The 20,342-nt window shown below is 55.3% G+C and carries 14 protein-coding genes; 9 read left to right on the forward strand and 5 right to left on the reverse strand.

Translation table 11 applies throughout. The features are described from left to right. Positions 1 to 50 precede the first annotated feature (50 nt). On the reverse strand, positions 51 to 2,249 hold the full coding sequence (priA, locus tag GS12_RS01235; RefSeq protein ID WP_034943229.1) for a primosomal protein N': 2,199 nt from the start codon (positions 2,247 to 2,249) through the stop codon (positions 51 to 53). Positions 2,250 to 2,461: 212 nt separating this feature from the next. Between priA and rpmE the strand changes: the two genes are divergently transcribed. Then, positions 2,462 to 2,674, forward strand: a complete 213-nt coding sequence (rpmE, locus tag GS12_RS01240; protein WP_034918521.1) for a 50S ribosomal protein L31 — start codon at positions 2,462 to 2,464, stop codon at positions 2,672 to 2,674. A gap of 180 nt (positions 2,675 to 2,854) precedes the next feature. Here the strand turns inward: rpmE and GS12_RS01245 are convergent, their stop codons facing one another. The 3 genes from GS12_RS01245 to metJ all read right to left on the reverse strand — a co-directional run bounded on the left by GS12_RS01245 (position 2,855) and on the right by metJ (position 6,647). Beyond that, entirely contained in the window at positions 2,855 to 4,360 is a 1,506-nt protein-coding gene (locus GS12_RS01245; RefSeq protein WP_034943231.1) for a filamentous hemagglutinin N-terminal domain-containing protein, read from the reverse strand. Between the two features lie 69 nt (positions 4,361 to 4,429). Beyond that, positions 4,430 to 6,163 (reverse strand): ShlB/FhaC/HecB family hemolysin secretion/activation protein, encoded by a 1,734-nt coding sequence (locus GS12_RS01250; RefSeq protein WP_052118312.1) that lies wholly within the window; start codon positions 6,161 to 6,163, stop codon positions 4,430 to 4,432. 166 nt (positions 6,164 to 6,329) lie between these two features. Then, positions 6,330 to 6,647: a met regulon transcriptional regulator MetJ gene (metJ, locus tag GS12_RS01255; protein WP_034918525.1), complete on the reverse strand. Its 318-nt coding sequence runs from the start codon at positions 6,645 to 6,647 to the stop codon at positions 6,330 to 6,332. Positions 6,648 to 6,889: 242 nt separating this feature from the next. Between metJ and metB the strand changes: the two genes are divergently transcribed. The 8 genes from metB to GS12_RS01295 all read left to right on the forward strand — a co-directional run bounded on the left by metB (position 6,890) and on the right by GS12_RS01295 (position 17,448). Next, positions 6,890 to 8,050, forward strand: coding sequence for a cystathionine gamma-synthase (gene metB, locus GS12_RS01260; RefSeq protein ID WP_034943233.1), 1,161 nt, complete (start codon positions 6,890 to 6,892; stop codon positions 8,048 to 8,050). Between the two features lie 2 nt (positions 8,051 to 8,052). Next, positions 8,053 to 10,479, forward strand: a complete 2,427-nt coding sequence (locus GS12_RS01265; RefSeq protein ID WP_034943235.1) for a bifunctional aspartate kinase/homoserine dehydrogenase II — start codon at positions 8,053 to 8,055, stop codon at positions 10,477 to 10,479. A 219-nt stretch (positions 10,480 to 10,698) separates the two neighbouring features. After that, positions 10,699 to 11,598, forward strand: coding sequence for a methylenetetrahydrofolate reductase (gene metF, locus GS12_RS01270; protein WP_034943237.1), 900 nt, complete (start codon positions 10,699 to 10,701; stop codon positions 11,596 to 11,598). 316 nt (positions 11,599 to 11,914) lie between these two features. Further along, the gene (gene otnK, locus GS12_RS01275; protein ID WP_200884500.1) at positions 11,915 to 13,168 is read left to right on the forward strand and encodes a 3-oxo-tetronate kinase; all 1,254 of its coding nucleotides are present in this window, start codon (positions 11,915 to 11,917) and stop codon (positions 13,166 to 13,168) included. After that, a complete protein-coding gene (otnC, locus tag GS12_RS01280; protein ID WP_034918536.1) occupies positions 13,161 to 13,802 on the forward strand; it encodes a 3-oxo-tetronate 4-phosphate decarboxylase in 642 nt (213 codons plus the stop codon). The genes otnK and otnC overlap by 8 nt, the downstream gene beginning before the upstream one ends. Before the next feature lie 20 nt (positions 13,803 to 13,822). After that, complete coding sequence (locus tag GS12_RS01285; RefSeq protein WP_034943239.1) at positions 13,823 to 14,602, forward strand: DeoR/GlpR family DNA-binding transcription regulator; 780 nt, start codon at positions 13,823 to 13,825, stop codon at positions 14,600 to 14,602. Positions 14,603 to 14,707: 105 nt separating this feature from the next. Continuing rightward, positions 14,708 to 16,063 carry a GntT/GntP/DsdX family permease gene (locus tag GS12_RS01290; protein WP_034943241.1) on the forward strand — a complete coding sequence of 452 codons (1,356 nt, stop codon included), beginning with the start codon at positions 14,708 to 14,710 and terminating at the stop codon, positions 16,061 to 16,063. A 23-nt stretch (positions 16,064 to 16,086) separates the two neighbouring features. After that, the gene (locus GS12_RS01295) at positions 16,087 to 17,448 is read left to right on the forward strand and encodes an NAD(P)H-dependent oxidoreductase (RefSeq protein WP_034943243.1); all 1,362 of its coding nucleotides are present in this window, start codon (positions 16,087 to 16,089) and stop codon (positions 17,446 to 17,448) included. A 38-nt stretch (positions 17,449 to 17,486) separates the two neighbouring features. Here the strand turns inward: GS12_RS01295 and ppc are convergent, their stop codons facing one another. Beyond that, complete coding sequence (gene ppc / locus GS12_RS01300) at positions 17,487 to 20,138, reverse strand: phosphoenolpyruvate carboxylase (RefSeq protein ID WP_034943245.1); 2,652 nt, start codon at positions 20,136 to 20,138, stop codon at positions 17,487 to 17,489. Positions 20,139 to 20,342: the final 204 nt, after the last annotated feature.

A 20,342-nucleotide genomic window follows, 5' to 3' on the forward strand; every position in this document is an offset into this window, starting at 1 on the left:
CGACTATTTTCGAGGTGTCTCGCAGGACGTATTGCAAGACGCGACTTTTTTCAACCTTCTGTTGGATCGACATCCAGCGTCCATTTCACCTTTCGCGCCTGCGGCAAGGTACCGATCAACGGAAGGGTGTTTTTTATCAGGCGCTGGAGCGTGCCGCGTGAAGGATGCTGCAACAGCAACTGCCAGCGATAGCGTCCGCTGCGCTTGGGTTGCAGTGCGGGAACCGGGCCCATGACCCAAAACGCTTCATCTTTAAGCGGGCTGGCTTCCAACAGGTTGCGTAGCTGCTGGAGAAACAGCGATGACTGCTGATTATCGTGATCTTCCGAGCGAAAAAGCGCGTGATGAGTGAACGGCGGCAGCAGCACGGTTTTCCGTTCCTCCAGCGCCTGGCGGGCAAACGCATCGTAGCCTTTATGCATCAGCGTTTGCAGCAGCGGATGTTCAGGGTGATGAGTCTGGAGCAGCACCTCTCCCTGCTTTCCGGCGCGCCCGGCGCGCCCGGCAACCTGCGTATACAGCTGGGCAAAGCGCTCGGCGGAGCGAAAATCTGCGGAGAAGAGCGCGCCATCCACATCAAGCAGAGAAACCAGCGTTACGTCGGGAAAATGGTGGCCTTTTGCCAACATCTGCGTGCCGACAAGTATCCGCGCACCGCCGCGATGGACATCAGCCAGGTGTTGTTCAAGCGCGCCCTTACGGCTGGTGGTGTCGCGGTCAATACGCGAAAGCGGCACGTCGGGAAAGCGTTGCGTTAAATTGTGCTCCAGCTGCTCGGTGCCAAGCCCGACCGGCACCAGATGCGTCGATCCGCACTGCGGGCATTGGTGAGGCACAGGTCGCTGGCTGTCACAGTGATGGCAGCGAAGTTGATGGTGCTGTTGATGCAGCGTGTAATAGCGATCGCAGCGCTGGCATTCCGCAATCCAGCCGCACTCGTGGCACAGCATGGCAGGCGAAAAGCCACGGCGGTTGAGAAACAGCAGCACCTGGTTATCCGCCTGAAGATGCTGGCCGATTCTTTTAATCAACGCAGGCGAAAGACCGCCTTCCAGTCTTACGCCCTTTAAATCAATAAGATGCTGCGTCGCCTGACGCGCATTACCCGCCCGTTTACTCAGATTGAGCTGGCGATATTTGCCGGTTTGTACGTTGTGCAGGGTTTCCAGGGCCGGGGTTGCCGAGCCCAAAACGATGGGAATATCTTCCTGTCGCGCGCGAAACACCGCCAGATCTCGCGCCTGATAGCGCCAGCCTTCCTGCTGTTTGTAGGAGCTGTCATGCTCTTCATCAATAATGATAACGCCCAGGTGGGCAAAAGGTGTGAACAGTGCTGAACGTGTACCGATAATAATCGCCGTTTCACCGCTGCGGGCGCGCAGCCAGACCGCCAGCCTCTCGCTGTCGTTCAACGCAGAGTGCAGTACATCTACCGGCGCAGTGAAACGCTCACGAAAACGCGCGATGGTTTGCGGCGTCAGGCCAATCTCCGGCACCAGCACCAGCGCCTGACGGCCGCTCTCCAGCACGTTTTCCAGCACGCTGAGATATACCTCTGTTTTACCGGAACCAGTGATCCCCGCCAGCAGCCAGGCGGCAAAATGGTCGTCTTCACTACGGATCGCGCCCACGGCCGTGGCCTGCTCGGTGTTGAGACGAAGCCTTTCGCCAGTGACGCTGAACCGGCTGCGCCAGTCCTCAGAGGCGGGCGCCAGGCTGCGAAGCTCACAGAGTCCTTTGGCACGCAGCGCCTGAAGCGTGGCGTCGGTGATATCGTGCTGGCCGATCTCATGGCGCCAAAGGCTACGCTGGCGCAGAGCCGCAAGCGCCTGCTGCTGCTTTGGCGCACGCTTCAGGCTTTCAGGCGCGGTGGCGTGTCCCGTTTCGCTCAGCGTCCACTGAAACAGCGGTGCCTTTTCTGCCGGTTTGCCCTGGCGAAGCAGCACCGGCAGCGCGTGAAACAGCACTTCGCCGTGCGGAAAATGGTAGTAGTCAGCCGCCCACAGCAGGATACGCCACAGGGAAGGAGGAAACAGTGAGGCACTGTCCATCACACGAATAATTTCTTTCAACTGCTCACGCGGCAGGTCACTGCCTTCACGCAGGCCAACAACAATGCCCGTTGCCTTACGCTTGCCAAAAGGGACTTCCACGCGCGCGCCAACAGCAACCGTCGGCAGATGCGCCGGCAACAGATAATCGAAGTGGCGGGCAAGCGGGACCGGCAGGGCAACCTGAACAACGGGCATGAGATCATCCGGATGAATTTGTGAGCGGAATAGTGTACACTGTGTCTTCCTGAATGTGCGGATTCGATTGCAGCGAACGGTTACTTTCTGTATAGTTCGCCGCCTTGATGCTGCATTCAGGTATCAATTCATCTGAATTTTAATCATCGTGTGGTGCCGGTGCAGGAATTTCCTGGCACGGGAGAGCGACACGGCCTTAACTGAGGTTTCCCATGAAAAAAGATATTCATCCAAATTATGCTGAAGTTACTGCTAAATGTTCTTGCGGTAACGAAATCAAAACCCGCTCAACGGTGGGTCACGATCTGAACCTGGACGTGTGTGGCAAATGCCACCCGTTCTACACTGGTAAGCAGCGTGACGTTGCTACCGGTGGTCGTGTGGACCGCTTCAACAAGCGTTTCAGCATCCCGGGCAGCAAATAAGCTGCTGCAAGCTCCGCTTCGGATGCATAATAAACCCGGCTTCGGCCGGGTTTTTTTATATCTGAATCATAATGAAACCGGAGCAGAGTGAGATGAACCTGAACGGCAAAAGACACCGTGCTGATAATCACCAGCACGGTGTCTTGCATAGCCCAAAATCAGGCGGTAATCACCACGTAATTATTCTGCGTCTTCAATAATCTCTTCAATCGGGTTCAGCACGATGTATTTTGCATCAATGTTACCCTCTACCTTATTGATGCTGGTTACCTTAGGTGCTTTAATCGTCAGTTGTTCTGCTTTTAACGTACCGGCGCTGCAAAAGATGAACCAGTTACACTCCCCATTAACGAGGGTGCCTTCGGTGGCAAGGGTCAGATTTTTCCCTTCCAACATTCCAACGTTGCGGATGCCTTTTTGTGCACTGATGTTCATGTCCTGGCTGGCACTAATTGTACCGCTGTTATTAAGGTTTGCAGCCAGCAGATCCACATTGTTAGCAGAGATAGCGCCGCCGTTAGTCGCGGCACCTCCGGTAAACAGAGTCAATGATTTGCCTGCTTCAATCGAGCCGCTCGCCAGAGTAATGCTTTTGCTTGAGAGCATTTCAATATTGCCGCCTGTTTTAATGGTGCCACGGTTAGTGATATTACCGCTCCAACCGAACAGAGTGTCAAAAATTGAACCGAGCAGGTTATTCTCGTCTGGCGCAGCAGGGATAGCATAAAGGCCAATGGTACCAAACTGAGAGGCCAGCGTGCCTTCGTTGACAACGTCTCTGGTCGTCGCCAGGCTAATCATGTTCATTGACTCGATTTTGCCTTCAGCTTTATTTTCAATGCTGTCGCTGGCGTTCACACTTGTTCCAAACATCGAAGAGATAGTGCCGGTATTGACCAGCTTACCACTGCTGTTGATTTGAATAAGCTGACCGTTAAGGAGGCCTTTATTATTTACGCCCGCGCCCGCCTGAGTGGTGGCGAGGAAAATTGTGTTTGCCGTAATGCCGCCTAACGACTGAACATCAATAGTGGCATTTTTCGCTTCCTTGCCCGCTTCGATTTGCCTGGTTGCGCGGTCATAGCGATAATTTCCAGCAATAGCGTTTACGCTACTGGATTTCACCATGCCGTCAAGCTGGATATTATTCGCCAGCAACTCAGTATAGCTGGTGTTGTTCAGACCCTCAGCGCCAACCGTAATGCTGCCTTTAACAACATTAAAACCGGTCAACGCGCCTTCTGCGTTAATCAGAGGTGTACCGGTAGTCAACGTTGCACGGTCGGTATTAATAAAGCTACAGCCTGAGCAGGTAATGCCGTTAGGGTTAGCAATAATCACATCCGCTTTTTGACCGGCAACTTCTATAAAGCCTTTTAGTGAACTGGCCTTATTGGTGATAACCTCATTCAAAATAATTTTTGCCGCGCTATCGAGGTTATTGTTTTTAGCAATGTTGCCGGCATCACGTAAGATATCGGTAGTTGAGTTATTTAAAATCATACCGTTCTTGCTAACGTTGAACTCTTTCCACAGGTTATGAGAAAGACCGTTTGAATTCGCTTTATTGATATCGACAACCACTGTGCCATTACGGTGTTGATACTGCTCAGGATCGGCGCTGGCTGCATGAGAGAAAAGTGCTACTGCGGTAGCAATAAAAAGAACGTTAAATTGATGTTTCATTATTTAATCCTTTAATTTAATATTATTTTAAAAACACGGCGATAAAAATTACTACGCCTCTTCTCTTACTTAATAACTCCACTGCATTGAAAATCCGAGTGTCAATGAGTCAGTATGGAAATTATGCGGTTTCACCAATGGTACACCGAGAAAAACATCATAATGTGTATTCCATAACCAGCCGCGTACACCTGCGACGCTACCCATTAATGTTTTACCAACGATACCATTTTGGCTGGCATCGCCAATAATTCTGCCGACATCCGCACCTAAATAAGGCTGGTAGTTTTTCTCAGGCAATATCAGACTGAACGTATTCCGCCAGTATCCTCCCTGATTTTGTTGCAGGCTGCTTTCACCATCGAAACCACGCACTGTCCAACGGCTGCCAATTGAAAAACGATCCAACGAGGAGAGACGGTTTGGTGACAGCTGTACGTTAAGCTGTGGCGCATAGTGAATCTTATGCGAAGCAATATCAAACCAGCCAGACCCGGCGATATTCAACGTCGCTATAGTTGCATCATGGTCAATTAAATTAAACTTCGCTTCCTGTGTTGCAAGGCTGCCAAACCAGGGCATCTTTTTTTGCAGTGACAGAGTGGTATCAACGCTGCTTCTTTCCCATTGATGCGAATGTTTAATTATTGCTTTCAGGCCTGCACTCTTTTTATGCATGCTGGTCAGCTCGGTATTACCATTAAAATAATAGCGTGTCCCGATGTTAAATATCTGCATTCCGGCAGACGTTTTATGCGTCATAGACTGCGAAAGCAGATAGTTTACCTGCGCGCTCAGATAATGGTTGTAATTATTCAGATTCCAGCTTGCCTGGTTACCCTGAATATGCTGCTGTGATTGACTTTCACTGGCATAAAGATCCAGCCACCAGTAATTCCACGGTACGGAATAGCCTACGGCGCGGTTACTGTTACCGAACGGTTTATGGCTGAAATCAATATCTCGTCCATACGAGAAATAAAGCGAATCGCTGAGCGAGGTGATATTATTAAGATAGAGCGCGCCACCGCCCTGGTAACGTCCGGTGGCTTTACTCCCTGCATCGTCTAACCAGGCTGCGACCTGCCAGTATTTGTTCTGCTCGCGCGTAATGTCAACGTCGCTCTCGCCCTGATATTTACCGGGTAGTATTTCAATTTTGACCTCGGAACCGGGTACTCTTTTAAGGTTAAAACTTCCCTGCTCCAGATCGCGTAGATTAAGAATATCGCCCTCATGTAAAGGTAACGTATTTTTCAGGCTGATATAGTTTCCGCTGCTTTCAGCCAGGCGAATTTTACCCACCTTTCCGGTTAGGATAATAAAATTAAGTTTCCGCTTTGTCAGATCCTGGTCGGGCATCTCAAGACGTGTGGTAATATAACCCATGCGGATAATTTCATTTTGGATCGTTTTTGACAACAGACGGATGCCTTCAATGCCTAAACACTTCCCTTCGGCCTGCCGGGTAATATCGCGCAAGCGGCTAAAGTTAATGGTATCGTTGTCAACGTGATATGACACGCTCTCTATATCGTAACAACTATTCTCTTCAGGAAAGAGGATGATATCTTTTTGCAGATCGCTGACGCTGGAATTATTTTCATTTTTCAGCGGTAACAAGTGTTCTTTTCGAATTTTATCTTGTTCGATTTGTTGTGTTGAATTATCTTTCAACGCCTTTTCGGTACCAACAGGAAGCCCGTCCCGATCGGCGGAGGCGCTGAGGGAAACTGCTGCGGAGAAAAAAGAAGCAAACAGATAAAAAAACCGCTGTCGCGGGTTTTTGTGAAAACGGTCCATGTGTTAAACCTGGTATTATTATATTCCATTATTAATAGCAGGATTGTATTGATCATGAATGGCTATTGATATAGTAATAATTCCAAATATTACTGATAATAAATTTTTAAAGGGATAGCATTTACCCGGAGAGTCCGTGCTATCCCCTTAACAGAGAACGGGGCGATCAATATTCCCACGTATCAGGGTCGACGCCCATCTCGCGCATAATCACCTTCGCCTCTTCGGGAATTTCATCATTCCGCTCTTTACGCAGATCAACATCGTCCGGCAGCGGTTGCCCGGTAAACGCGTGGAGAAAAGCTTCACACAGCAGTTCACTGTTGGTCGCGTGACGCAGGTTGTTCACCTGGCGACGGGTGCGCTCATCGGTCAGGATCTTAAGCACTTTCAACGGGATAGATACCGTAATCTTTTTTACCTGCTCGCTCTTTTTGCCGTGCTCAGCGTAAGGGCTGATATATTCGCCGTTCCATTCAGCCATGGGTTACCTTAGTCATCATTAAAATTATCAACATGCCGGAATTCGGCTAATTATGCCTGAAGTTGGGGCCCGCTATACTGCCTCGGTTCAACTTTCTGTCGGCTATAGGGCCATAATATTAACGGTTATTGCCAGTTTGCTCAATCTATACGCAAAGACATTTAGATGTCCAGATGTATTGACGTCCGTTTTTGCGCTGTTATGCTAGTGCTTCTTTTATACTTGCCAGGAATGTATGCACTATGACGCGTAAACAGGCAACCATTGCGGTCCGCAGCGGTTTAAATGACGACGAGCAATACGGCTGCGTTGTTCCGCCGATCCATCTCTCCAGCACCTATAATTTCACCGATTTCAACCAGCCCCGAGCTCATGACTACTCTCGCCGCGGTAACCCAACGCGCGACGTGGTGCAACGCGCGCTGGCGGAGCTGGAAGGCGGCGCTGGCGCGGTGATGACCAATACCGGGATGTCTGCTATTCATCTGGTGTGTACCGTTTTTCTTAAACCCGGCGATCTGCTGGTCGCGCCTCATGACTGCTACGGCGGCAGCTACCGGCTGTTTGACAGCCTGAGTAAACGCGGCGCGTATCGGGTGAAATTTGTCGATCAAGGCGACAGCGCTGCATTGCAGGCCGCGTTGCAGGACAAGCCGAAGCTGGTGCTGATTGAAAGCCCCAGCAATCCGCTGCTGCGCGTGGTTGATATCGCTGGCATCTGCAAAGCCGTCAGGGAAGCGGGCGCGCTGAGCGTCGTTGACAATACTTTTTTGAGCCCGGCGCTGCAAAATCCGCTGGCGCTGGGCGCGGATCTGGTGCTGCATTCCTGTACGAAATACCTGAACGGCCACTCCGACGTTGTCGCAGGCGTTGTGATTGCTAAAGATCCCGGCTTGGTGACTGAGCTGGCATGGTGGGCCAATAATATCGGCGTGACGGGCGCGGCGTTCGACAGCTATTTGCTGCTGCGCGGCCTGCGTACACTGGCACCCAGAATGGCCGCTGCGCAGCGTAACGCGCTGGCCATTGTCGACTACCTCAGGCATCAGCCGTTGGTGAAAAAACTGTATCATCCTTCTTTGCCCGAAAATCCGGGCCATGCCTTTGCGGTACGTCAGCAAAAAGGCTTTGGCGCTATGTTAAGTTTTGAGCTGGATGGCGATGAGCAGACGCTGCGTCGCTTTCTGCGCGCGCTGGCGCTGTTCACCCTGGCGGAATCGCTGGGCGGCGTGGAAAGTTTGATTTCCCATACGGCGACCATGACCCATGCAGGGATGTCGGCAGAGGCGCGCGCGGCGGCGGGTATTTCGGAAACCCTGTTGCGGATTTCGGTAGGAATTGAAGATCACGAAGATTTAATCGCCGATCTGGATAACGCATTCAGGATCGCGGCCGAGGAATGAGCATGAGTCAGTCAGCAGTAGCGGGCACGCGTCAGCTACATAAATTTGGCGGCAGCAGCCTTGCTGACGCGAAATGTTATCAGCGGGTCGCCGGGATCATGGCCGGGTACAGTTTTCCCGGCGATATCATGGTGGTTTCCGCCGCAGGCGGCACAACTAACCAGTTAATCAGCTGGCTCAAACTGAGCCAGAGTGACCGCCTCTCCGCGCATCAGGTTCAGCAGGCGCTACGTCGTTATCAAAGCGATTTGATCGGCGCCCTGCTTCCCGCCGCTCAGGCGGCAGAACTCACTACCGGCTTTATCCATGATCTGGAACGGCTGGCGGCGTTGCTTGACGGCAACATTACCGATGCCGTGTATGCCGAAGTCGTCGGTCATGGCGAGATCTGGTCGGCGCGTCTGATGGCCGCCGTACTTAATCAGCAGGATATCGCCGCTGTTTGTCTGGACGCCCGCGATTTTCTGCGGGCCGAGCAGGCCGCGCAGCCGCAGGTGGATGAGGGGAAATCCTGGCCTCTGCTTCAGCAGCTGCTGGCGCAGCATCCCAACCAGCGACTGGTGATCACCGGTTTTATCTGCCGCAACGAGGCGGGCGACACGGTATTACTGGGTCGCAACGGCAGCGACTACTCCGCTACGCAAATTGGTGCGTTGGCGGGCGTTTCCCGCGTCACCATCTGGAGCGACGTCGCGGGCGTGTACAGCGCCGATCCGCGCAAGGTGAAGGATGCCTGCCTGCTGCCGCTGCTGCGGCTTGATGAGGCCAGTGAACTGGCGCGGCTGGCGGCCCCGGTGCTGCATACCCGCACGCTGCAACCGGTTTCCGGCAGCGATATCGATCTGCAACTGCGCTGTAGCTATCAGCCGGAGCAGGGTTCCACACGCATTGAGCGCGTGCTGGCTTCCGGCACCGGCGCGCGGATCGTCACCAGCCACGACGATGTCTGCCTGATTGAGTATCAGGTGCCGCCGCAGCATGATTTCGCCACGCTGCATAAAGAGTTGGATCAATTACTCAAACGTGCGCAGCTGCGTCCGCTGGCAATCGGTCTTCATCCGGATCGCAACCTTCTCCAGCTTTGCTACACCTCTGAAGTGGTCAACAGCGCGCGCGCGCTGCTTGAAAACGCCGCCTTGCCCGGCAGCATCCGGCTTCGCGAGGGCATGGCGCTGGTTGCGCTGGTCGGGGCGGGCGTCTGCCGTAATCCACTGCACAGTCATCGCTTCTGGCAGCAGTTAAAAGATCAGCCCGTTGAGTTTATCTGGCAGTCGGAAGAGAGCATCAGTCTGGTCGCCGTGCTGCGCGTTGGCCCGACGGAGAGCCTGATTCGGGGCCTTCATCAGTCGCTGTTCCGCGCGGAAAAACAGGTTGGACTGATGCTGTTCGGTAAAGGCAACATCGGTTCACGCTGGCTTGAGCTGTTTGGCCGCGAACGGGAAACGCTGTCGGCCAGAACGGGCTTTGAATTTGTGCTGGCGGGCGTGGTGGACAGCCGCCGCAGCCTGCTCAATTATCAGGGGCTGGATGCCAGCCGCGCCCTGGCCTTTTTTGAAGACGAAGCGGTCGGGCACGATGAAGAATCGTTGTTTTTGTGGATGCGGGCGCATCCCTTTGATGACCTGGTGGTGCTGGATGTGACCGCCAGCGAAACGCTGGCCGAACAGTATCTGGACTTTGCAAGCCACGGTTTTCACGTGGTCAGCGCCAATAAAGTGGCGGGCGCGTCGGACAGCCATCGCTATCGCCAGATCCGCGATGCCTTTGCGAAAACCGGACGACACTGGCTGTACAACGCCACGGTAGGCGCCGGGCTGCCGGTGAATCACACCGTGCGCGATCTGCGCGAAAGTGGTGACAGCATTCTCTCTATCAGCGGTATCTTCTCCGGCACGCTCTCGTGGCTGTTTCTGCAATATGACGGCACGGTGCCGTTTACCGAGCTGGTCGATCAGGCGTGGCAGCAGGGTCTGACCGAGCCGGACCCGCGCGTGGATCTCTCCGGGCAGGACGTGATGCGCAAGCTGGTGATCCTGGCGCGTGAAGCCGGTTACGATATCGAGCCGGAGCAGGTGCGCGTCGAGTCGCTGGTGCCGAAAGGTTGCGAAAACGAATCCGTCGATCACTTTTTCGAGAACGGTGAGATGCTGAATGAGCAGATGCAGCAGCGTTTTGAAGCGGCGCAGGAGCTGGGGTTGGTTCTGCGCTATGTGGCGCGTTTTGACGCCAACGGTAAAGCGCGCGTTGGTGTTGAGGCGGTAAGAGGCGATCATCCGCTCGCTTCACTACTGCCATGCGACAACGTATTTGCCATCGAAAGCCGCTGGTATCGCGATAATCCTCTGGTGATCCGCGGCCCGGGTGCGGGACGGGATGTCACCGCTGGCGCCATTCAATCCGATCTCAACAGGCTGGCGCAGCTTTTATAACGCGTCGGGGGCCAGACCCGTTCTGGCCCGGCTTTTCTTTTGCTTCATACCGCGTCCTTATATGAATTTTTCTCATTATCACTGAGAATTTGTCACTTGCCGAAAGCAATTACAGGTTGACTGGATAAGCGGATTCCGTCATTTTGAGTGTCTGGACGTCTAAACGTATGGATGTTCAACTGGACGAGTCATTCATAACGCGATCGATTGAGGTAAGCCATGAGTTTTTTCCACGCCAACCAGCGCGAAGCGCTGAATCAAAGTCTGGCCGAGTTGAGCGGACGGATTAACGTCTCCTTCGAATTTTTCCCACCGCGTACCAGTGAAATGGAACAGACTCTGTGGAACTCAATCGATCGGCTGAGCAGCCTGAAACCTAAATTCGTTTCCGTCACCTACGGCGCGAACTCCGGTGAGCGTGACCGTACGCACAGCATTATTAAAGGCATTAAGGATCGTACCGGCCTGGAAGCCGCGCCGCATCTCACCTGCATCGACGCCACGCCTGACGAACTGCGCACCATTGCCAGAGACTACTGGGATAACGGCATCCGTCATATCGTTGCGCTGCGCGGCGATCTGCCGCCGGGCGGCGGCAAACCGGAAATGTACGGCGCAGATCTGGTGTCGCTGCTGAAAGACGTGGGCGATTTTGATATTTCCGTTGCGGCTTACCCGGAAGTGCACCCGGAAGCGAAAAGCGCGCAATCCGATCTGATTAACCTCAAGCGTAAAATCGACGCGGGCGCCAACCGGGCGATTACGCAGTTTTTCTTCGACGTTGAAAGCTATCTGCGCTTTCGCGATCGCTGCGTCGCCACCGGCATCGACGTGGAAATCGTGCCGGGCATTTTGCCGGTTTCCAACTTCAAACAGCTTCAGCGCTTCGCCACTATGACCAACGTGCGCGTACCGGGCTGGATGACCAGCATGTTTGAAGGACTGGATGACGACCCTGAAACCCGCAAGATGGTCGGTGCCAACGTGGCGATGGACATGGTGAGAATTCTCAGCCGCGAAGGGGTGAAGGATTTTCACTTCTACACGCTGAACCGCGCAGAAATGAGCTATGCCATTTGCCACACGCTGGGCGTGCGGCCGACGTTAGCAACAGCATGATGTTGCGGGGCAGGCGACTGCCCCGTTTGTTCAGAAAAGCAGGGCTCCTTGCCAGCTCATTGCCTCTCATAAGCGCTTCTCTTCTCAGAAAGTGTTCATCTCTCCCGATTCGGTTCCACACCGTCACGATACTTCACATGAATTCACAGCGCGTTGTGAATATCTGCTTTCTCTGTTGATTGTGATAAAACAACAGGTTGACGGATTTTCAGGTGCAATTCCCCGGCGCGTAAGTGTGATATGCCTCATCGGAATGTGAATCCGATCCGCGCATAATGTTTCATAAATTCACACGGTCAGAACACGCGGTAACGTTATGACAATTAAGCTGGGCATCATCGCAGATGATTTTACGGGCGCAACGGACATCGCCAGTTTCATGGCCACATCCGGCTGGCGGGTGGTGCAGTTAAACGGCATCCCGACCGGCACCGTCGATCTGGCCAACGCCGATGCCGTGGTGATTTCGCTGAAGAGCCGCTCCTGCGCCGCTGAGCAGGCGGTGGCGCTCTCTGCACACGCCAGCCGCTGGCTGACGACGCAGGGCTGCGAGCGTCTCTACTTCAAGTACTGCTCCACTTTTGATTCAACATCGGCGGGGAATATCGGCCCGGTTACCGACTTTCTGCTGGCGGAGACGCGTGCGCCGATGGCGATATTGTGTCCGGCGCTGCCGATCAACGGCCGTACCGTGGTTCACGGTCATCTCTTTGTGAACGGACGTCTGCTTAATGAGTCCGGCATGGAAAACCATCCGCTGACGCCAATGAAAGACGCCAACCTTCTTCGCGTCATGGAACAACAGGCGCAAGGCACCTGCGGGCTGGTTTCTCTGGCGACGTTGGGTGAAGGAAAAGCGGCTGTCGTCCGGCGGCTGGCGCAGTTAGAAAACGAAGGAAAACGTTATGCGGTGGTGGATGCGCTAACCCAGGACGATTTGTTGACGCTGGCCGATGCGCTGCCGCACAACGTCCTGCTGACCGGCGGCTCCGGTCTGGCAGGCGCGCTGGCCGCGCGGCATCCACAGCCGCCGCAGGCGGAGGAGTTTGCGCCTTTATCGACCGGACGCACGCTGATCCTTGCCGGAAGCTGTTCATTGATGACCAATCAGCAGGTGGCGCATTACCGCGAACGTGCTCCTTCGCTGGCGCTGGATGTGGAGCGCTGCCTGAACGATGCGGACTATCAGGCGGAACTGGCCGCGTGGGTGTTAACGCAGTCTGCGGAAAAAGCGCCGATGATCTATGCCACGCGCCCGGCGGAAGAGGTGAAAGCGCTGCAAGAACGCTTTGGCGTGGAGGCGGTCGGCAGCGCCATTGAACACCTTTTTGCCGCACTGGCCGTTGAATTAAACGGGCAGGGCGTGAACAAATTTATCGTGGCGGGCGGCGAAACATCCAGCCTGATCGTACAGAAGCTCTCCGTAGAGGGCTTTGCCATCGGTGAGACGATCACCCCCGGCGTACCCTGGGTAAAAGATCTTCACCGCCCGCTCTGGCTGGCGCTGAAGTCAGGTAATTTTGGGGATGAGCATTTTTTTACTAAGGCCCAGGAGTTTTATCATGCGTGATAGGGAACACCGCGAGCAGATGGTCTCGCTGGCACACTCAATGTTTATGCGTGGCTATTGCAGCGGCGGCGCGGGAAATCTGAGCTGCCGCCTGCCGGGCGGCGGATTTCTGGTAACGCCGACCAATTCCAGCTTTGGCTCGCTGGATGCCGCCACCCTCAGCGAGCTGGACGCGGAAGGCAATTGGGTATCAGGCAATAAACCGTCCAAGGAGTCGGTGATGCATCTGGCTTTTTATCGCCAGCGGCCGGATATTGGCGGCGTGGTGCACCTTCACTCGCCGTCGCTCACCGCGCTCTCCTGTCTGCCGGGCCTCGATCCGACCGACTGCCTGCCGCCGATCACCCCCTACTTTGTCATGCGGGTTGGCAGGCTGCCGCTTATTCCCTATTACCGACCGGGCCATGCCGGGCTGGCGGACGAGGTCGGCGCGCTGGCACCGACGCATAATGCGATGCTGTTGGCGAATCACGGGCCGGTCATTGGCGGCGCAAACCTGCGCGAAGCGACCTTCAACGCCGAAGAGCTTGAGGATACGGCCCGGCTCTACTTCACGCTGCTGCCGCATGGTATGGTCAGGCTGAATGAGGAACAGGTCGCCGAACTGCGCACCACCTTCGGCGGCGGTCACTAAGCGTCGCACGAGAGAGAGCCATGTTGCCTGACGAACGCCGCACATTTATCTACAGCTACCTGCACCAGCACGCGCACGCGGCGATCAATGAGCTGGTAAAGCTGCTGGACGTTTCACATATGACCATTCGTCGCGATCTCAAAGAGATGGAAGATGAAGGAAAAGTTACGTTAATCAGCGGCGGGGCGAAATTAAATGCGTCGCTGATTCAGGAGCTGCCTTACGTTGAAAAAGCATTGCTTCATCATAAGGTAAAAAGAGATATCGGTATTATTGCCGAAAGGTTTGTTGAATCCGGTAAGGTTATTTATCTGGATGCGGGCACCACCACGTATGAAATAGCGCGCTGCGTGGCGAAAAAATTAAAAAAGGTGGCGATTGTCACCAACGATTTTACTATTGCTGATTTTTTAATGACGATGCCTCACATCGATATTTACCATACCGGTGGGCAGATCGATATTCGTAATCGTTCCTGCGTCGGACACAGCGCGGCGCAGTTTATTCGTGAGCATAATATCGACGTCGCCTTTATCAGCTCAAGCTCATGGGATATCGAACACGGCGTCTCCACGCCGGATGAGGGCAAGATGCTGGTGAAAAAGGCGGTACTGGCTTCATCGCGCCGGAACGTGCTGGTTTCTGACAGCAGCAAATACGGCAAGTACGGCATGTTTCATATCTGCCATCTTGATCAACTGGACGATATTATTTGCGACGATCAGTTACCCGCCGAAATTTTAAAAAACCTGGCAGCCATTGATCTCCGGTTGCATCAGGCACAAACCGATAAAATATGAGGAATGAACTGATGTAAACGCTCACGCTGAACCCTACACGCTAATTATGAAAGTATAAGGCTTATTATAATCGATAAGGCATATTTCAATATGCCCGGAGGCACTATGCATTTCGACATCAGTCAGTTCATTGCGCTGATCAGTGCAATCGCAATTCTTATTATTTTAATTACGCAATTTAAGTTCCATCCTTTTTTGGCTTTAATTATTTCCGCAGGTTTTCTTGGTGTCGCGGCAGGTCTGTCGCCCACGCAGACCATAAAAAGCTTTGAAAAAGGCTTCGGCGGCGTACTGGGATCGACCGGGCTGGTCGTCGGCCTCGGCACCATGCTCGGCGGACTGCTGCTGGAGTCCGGCGGCGCGGACAAAATTGCCAACACCTTTATCCGGCTCGGTTCGGTGCGGCTGATCCCGCTGACCATCTGTATCGCCGCGCTGATTATCGGCCTGCCGCACCTGTTTGACGTCAGCTTTGTGATGCTGGTGCCGCTGGTTTATGCCATTGCCCGCCGCACGCGCAGCCAGCTGATGCGTATCGGTATTCCGATGGCAGCCGGTTTATACGTCGCGCATGGCCTGCTGTTGCCGCATCCGGCGCCGACGCTGGCCATGACCACCTATAGCGCCGATGCCGGGCAGGCGATGTTCTTCGGCCTGCTGCTGGCGGTGCCGATGGTGCTGCTCGCCGGCCCGGTATTTACGGCGTTTGTCATGAAGACATTCCCCGATTTAGGCCGCCAGGACTTCAGCAACGACGCGCTCCCCATTGAGGCGACTGAACAGAGCGAAAAACGCAGCCCGTCGTTTTTCCTCGCGATGCTGACCATTCTGTTGCCGCCAATGTTAATGATGTGCCGCACGCTGGCGAAAAACGCAGTCGCGCCCGGCAGCACAGCGGCAGAGATCCTCAACACCATTGGCGATCCGATCGTCTCCCTGCTGATCGCCGTACTGTTCGCCATTTACGCGCTTGGCATTCGCAGCGGCCACTCTATGCAGCAGCTGCAAAAAATGCTGGGTAAAAGCCTCGGGCCCTGTGCGGCGATCATCCTGATCCTGGGGGCCGGCGGCGGCCTGAAGGAGATGCTGCTTGCCACGCACGTCAGCACGCTGATCGCGGACTCAGCGATGCACTGGAACATTTCGCCGCTGGTACTGGCGTGGCTGGTGGCGGCGCTGATCCGCATCGCCATTGGCTCGGCGACGGTCGCCGTGGTCACCACCGCAGGCATTGTAGCGCCCCTGGCGGCGCACGGCGGCGTCAACCTGCCGCTGCTGGTGCTGGCAACCAGCACGGGCGGACTGATGCTCTCCCACGTTAACGATTCCGGCTTCTGGCTGTTTAAAGAGTATTTCCAACTGACGGTGGCAGAGACGCTGAAAAGCTGGACGCTGCTGGTCTCTTTCCTGTCGATCCTGGGCCTGATTTTTGTCTTATTGCTGAATGCGATCGTGAGCTAACGACGCGTCGTCGAGGAATTATCATGAATTATGAACTGTTGTTTTCTGAGTTAACGAGCCGCCGCATCCGTATCGCCATTACCGGCGCCAGCGGCGGTTTTGGGCGATCTTTTCTGGTGCAGTGCCGCGACATTCCTGCGCTGGAAGTGGTGGCGCTGTGCGATATCAACGTTGATGGCACGCGTTCGCTGCTGAATACGCTCGGTTACTGTCAGGACGCCGAAGTGTGCCACAGCGCTGATGAAGCCAGAACGGCAGAAGCATCGGGAAAAGCGGCCATCGTCAACGACTTCGCCCTGCTGGACGCGCTGTCGCTGGATATGGTGATCGAAGCCACCGGCAGGCCGGAGATCAGCGTGCAGATCGCCATTAACGCCCTGAAGCGCGGCGTGCATGTCGGCATGGTCAGTAAGGAAACCGATTCGGTCGCCGGGCCGTGGCTGAATAAACTGGCGCTGGAAAACAGTGCTGTTTACACCACGGTGGATGGCGATCAGCCTGCTAACCTGATTGGCCTGATCACCTGGGCGAAGGTGTTGGGCTTTGATATTGTGGCGGCGGGGAAATCAAGCGAATACGACTATGTCTGGTCAGCGCAGAGCGGCCAGCTTGACTACAGCGGACGTAAAGTCGACGCGCCTGAACTGGGTGCGTGTTGGGGGCTGGGCGATGACGTTGGCGCGACGCTGGCGCAGCGTAAAGCGCTGCTCTCCTCTCTGCCGCTCTCCGCCACGCCGGACTACTGTGAAATGAACGTCGTGGCAAACTCGTCGGGTCTGATCCCCGCCTGCGATGCGATGAGCTATCCGCTCTGCCATATCAGCGAACTGGCCGATATTTTTATTCCTCAGGAAGAGGGCGGCATCCTGACGCGCACCGGCGTGGTTGACGTATTCAACTGTCTGCGTCGCGATGATGAAGTGAGCTTTGGCGGCGGCGTTTTCGTTATTGTGCGCTGTAAAGATGACGAGACCTGGGAGATGCTGGCGGGCAAAGGCCATGTGGTGAGCCGCAGCCGCAAATACGCCTGTATCTACCTGCCTTATCACATCATGGGGCTGGAATCGCCGCACAGTATCTTCTCTGCCGTACTGCATAAACGCGCATCCGGTTCGACAACGCAGGCGGTGCACGCCGTGATGGCGGGTTTTGCCGAGCGGGATATCAAAAAAGGCGAACTGCTGGAGATGGGCGGCCATCATCATACTATCGAGGCGGTCAGCGCACGTTTGCTGCCGAAAGCCGACGCCGCCGGACTGGCGCCGTATTATCTGCTGTCCGATAAGGTGCTGAACCGGGACGTCAAGGCGGGCGAGCTGATCCCGCTTGAGGCGCTGGAAATGGATAACTCACTGCTCTACACCGCCTGGCAGCAGAGTGTCTGAGACAGGTTGCCCGACGGCAAGCCGTCGGGCGAGGGAGATTAGCCCGTATTGCGCATCCCGGCGGCAACACCGGCAATCGTTACCATCAGCGCCTGCTCGACGCGGGCGTCTGACGCTTCGCCGCGCGCTTCCTGCTGACGCGAACGGTGCAGCAGCTCGGCCTGAAGCACGTTGAGCGGATCGGTATAGACATTACGCAGCGCGATGGATTCCGCAATCCACGGCTGGTCGGCCATCAGATGCGCATCGTTAGCGATGGTCAGTACGGCGGTGATATCGGCATCCAGCTGATCGCGCAGCTGCCTGCCCAGCGGCCACAGCGACTTATCCACCAAACGCTGATCGTAGTACTCCGCCAGCCACAGATCGGCTTTTGAAAAAACCATCTCCAGCATGCCAAGACGCGTTGAGAAGAACGGCCAGTCGCGACACATGGCTTCCAGCTGATCCTGATGACCGGCTTCCATCGCCGTCTGCAATGCCGCGCCTGCGCCAAGCCAGGCAGGCAGCATCAGGCGGTTTTGCGTCCAGGCGAAAATCCACGGAATAGCGCGCAGCGACTCCACGCCGCCGGTAGGACGACGCTTGGCCGGCCGCGAACCGAGCGGCAGTTTGCCCAGCTCCAGCTCCGGCGTGGCCGAGCGGAAGTAGGGCACGAAATCCTCGTTTTCACGTACGTAGCCGCGATACATCGCGCAGGAATCCGCCGACAGCTGATCCATGATCGCCCGCCACTGCGTTTTTGGCTCCGGCGGCGGCAGCAGGTTGGCTTCCAGAATGGCGCCGGTATAGAGCGACAGGCTGCTGATGGTGACTTCCGGCAGGCCATATTTAAAGCGGATCATTTCGCCCTGTTCGGTCACGCGCAGGCCGCCCTTCAGGCTGCCGGGCGGTTGTGACAGCAGCGCCGCGTGCGCCGGCGCGCCGCCGCGACCGATGGTGCCGCCACGTCCGTGGAACAGCGTCAGCGCAATGCCCGCTTTTTCACAGGTTTTGATCAGCGCATCCTGCGCCTGATATTGCGCCCAGCTGGCGGCCATCACGCCCGCGTCTTTCGCCGAGTCTGAATAGCCGATCATCACCATCTGCTTGCCCTGAATGAAACCGCGATACCAGTCGATATTCAGTAACTGGCTCATCACGTCATTGGCGTTGTTCAGGTCGTCAAGGGTTTCGAACAGCGGCGCAACCGGCATGGCGAACGGAATGCCGGCCTCTTTCAACAGCAGATGTACCGCCAGCACGTCCGATGGCGTTTTCGCCATCGAAATCACATAGGCGGCGATAGAACCCTGGGGCGCATCCGCCGCCACGCGGCAGGTTTCCAGTACCTCGCGCGTGTCGTCGCTCGGCGCCCACTGGCGTGGCAGCAGAGGACGTTTTGAGTTCAACTCGCGGATCAGGAAAGCCTGCTTGTCGGCTTCGGACCAGCTTTCGTAGTCACCGAGGCCAAGGTAGCGGGTGATTTCGGCAATGGCTTCGGTGTGGCGGGTGCTCTCCTGACGGATATCAATGCGCACTAACGGCACGCCGAAGCATTTCACGCGGCGCAGCGTATCCAGCAGCTGGCCGTTAGCGATAATGCCCATGCCGCACGCCTGGAGCGACTGATAGCAGGCGTAAAGCGGCTCCCACAGCTGCTCGTTGGCGATCAGCAGATCGTCCGGGCGCGGCAGGCGCTCGCCTTTCAGGCGGCCTTCAAGGTATGACTGGGTGTTCATCAGCTGGCTGCGCAGCTTTTTCATGATTTCGCGATACGGTTCCAGCGCGTCAGGCTTGCCGCACAGTTCGCGAATGTCCGGCGTGCACTCCGACATAGAGAGCTCAGAAACCAGCACCGCGATGTCGCGCAGGAACAGATCGGTTGCTTTCCAGCGGCTGAGTTGCAGCACGTGGCGGGTGATGTCGGCGGTCACGTTAGGGTTGCCGTCCCGGTCGCCGCCCATCCACGAGGTGAATTTAACCGGTACAAAATCGACCGGCAGCTTCATGCCAAAAACGGCCTCAACCTGTTCATTCAGCTCGCGCAGGAAATGCGGCACGCCTTCCCACAGGCTGTTTTCAACGACGGCAAAGCCCCATTTTGCCTCATCGATCGGTGAAGGGCGGTATTTGCGGATTTCATCGGTATGCCACGCCTGTGCCACCAGCTGACGCAGGCGGCGCATGATTTTCGCGCGCTCATAGTCGGAGAGATCGTTGTGATCGAGCTGCGCCAGGCAACTGTTCACTTCCACCAGCTTGTGGATCAGCGTCCGGCGGGTGATCTCGGTGGGATGCGCGGTCAGCACCAGCTCAAGCGACAACGACTCAATGGCTTCGCGGATGGCGGCTTCGGTCAGATCGGGCTGCTGTTTAAGGCGCTCAAACGTACCGGTCAGCATCTCAGGATGGTTAGCGCCTTCACCATTAGGCGAAATGGTGTGGTATTGCTCGGCAACGTTGGTCAGGTTCAGAAACTGGCTGAAGGCGCGCGCCACGGGCAGCAGCTCGTCGTTGGAGAGATTTTGCAGCGTCGAAAGCAGCTGCTGGCGGTCATCCTCATTGCCCGCGCGGGACGATTTCGAGAGCTTACGGATGGTTTCCACCCGTTCGAGAATATTTTCTCCCAGCGCATCCTTGATTGTGTCTCCCAGCAGTTTGCCGAGCATACTGACATTACTTCGCATTGCGGAATACTGTTCGTTCATATGACCCCTGACGCCTTTTGTCGTTTTATTTCACCGCTGTCGGCATAACCCTGCCTTTTATCTAGCCATGTTAACCGCCATTCGTCAATTGACTTAAACTTTACTTTCAAAAGGGCTAAGTAGCGGTAATTTATGAAATTTAATTACAAGAACTTGCAATAAGTTATTCTTATCGGCGGCTGACTGAAATTACAGAACAACCTG

The sequence above is a fragment of the Erwinia oleae genome, assembly GCF_000770305.1.
Classification (GTDB): domain Bacteria; phylum Pseudomonadota; class Gammaproteobacteria; order Enterobacterales; family Enterobacteriaceae; genus Erwinia; species Erwinia oleae.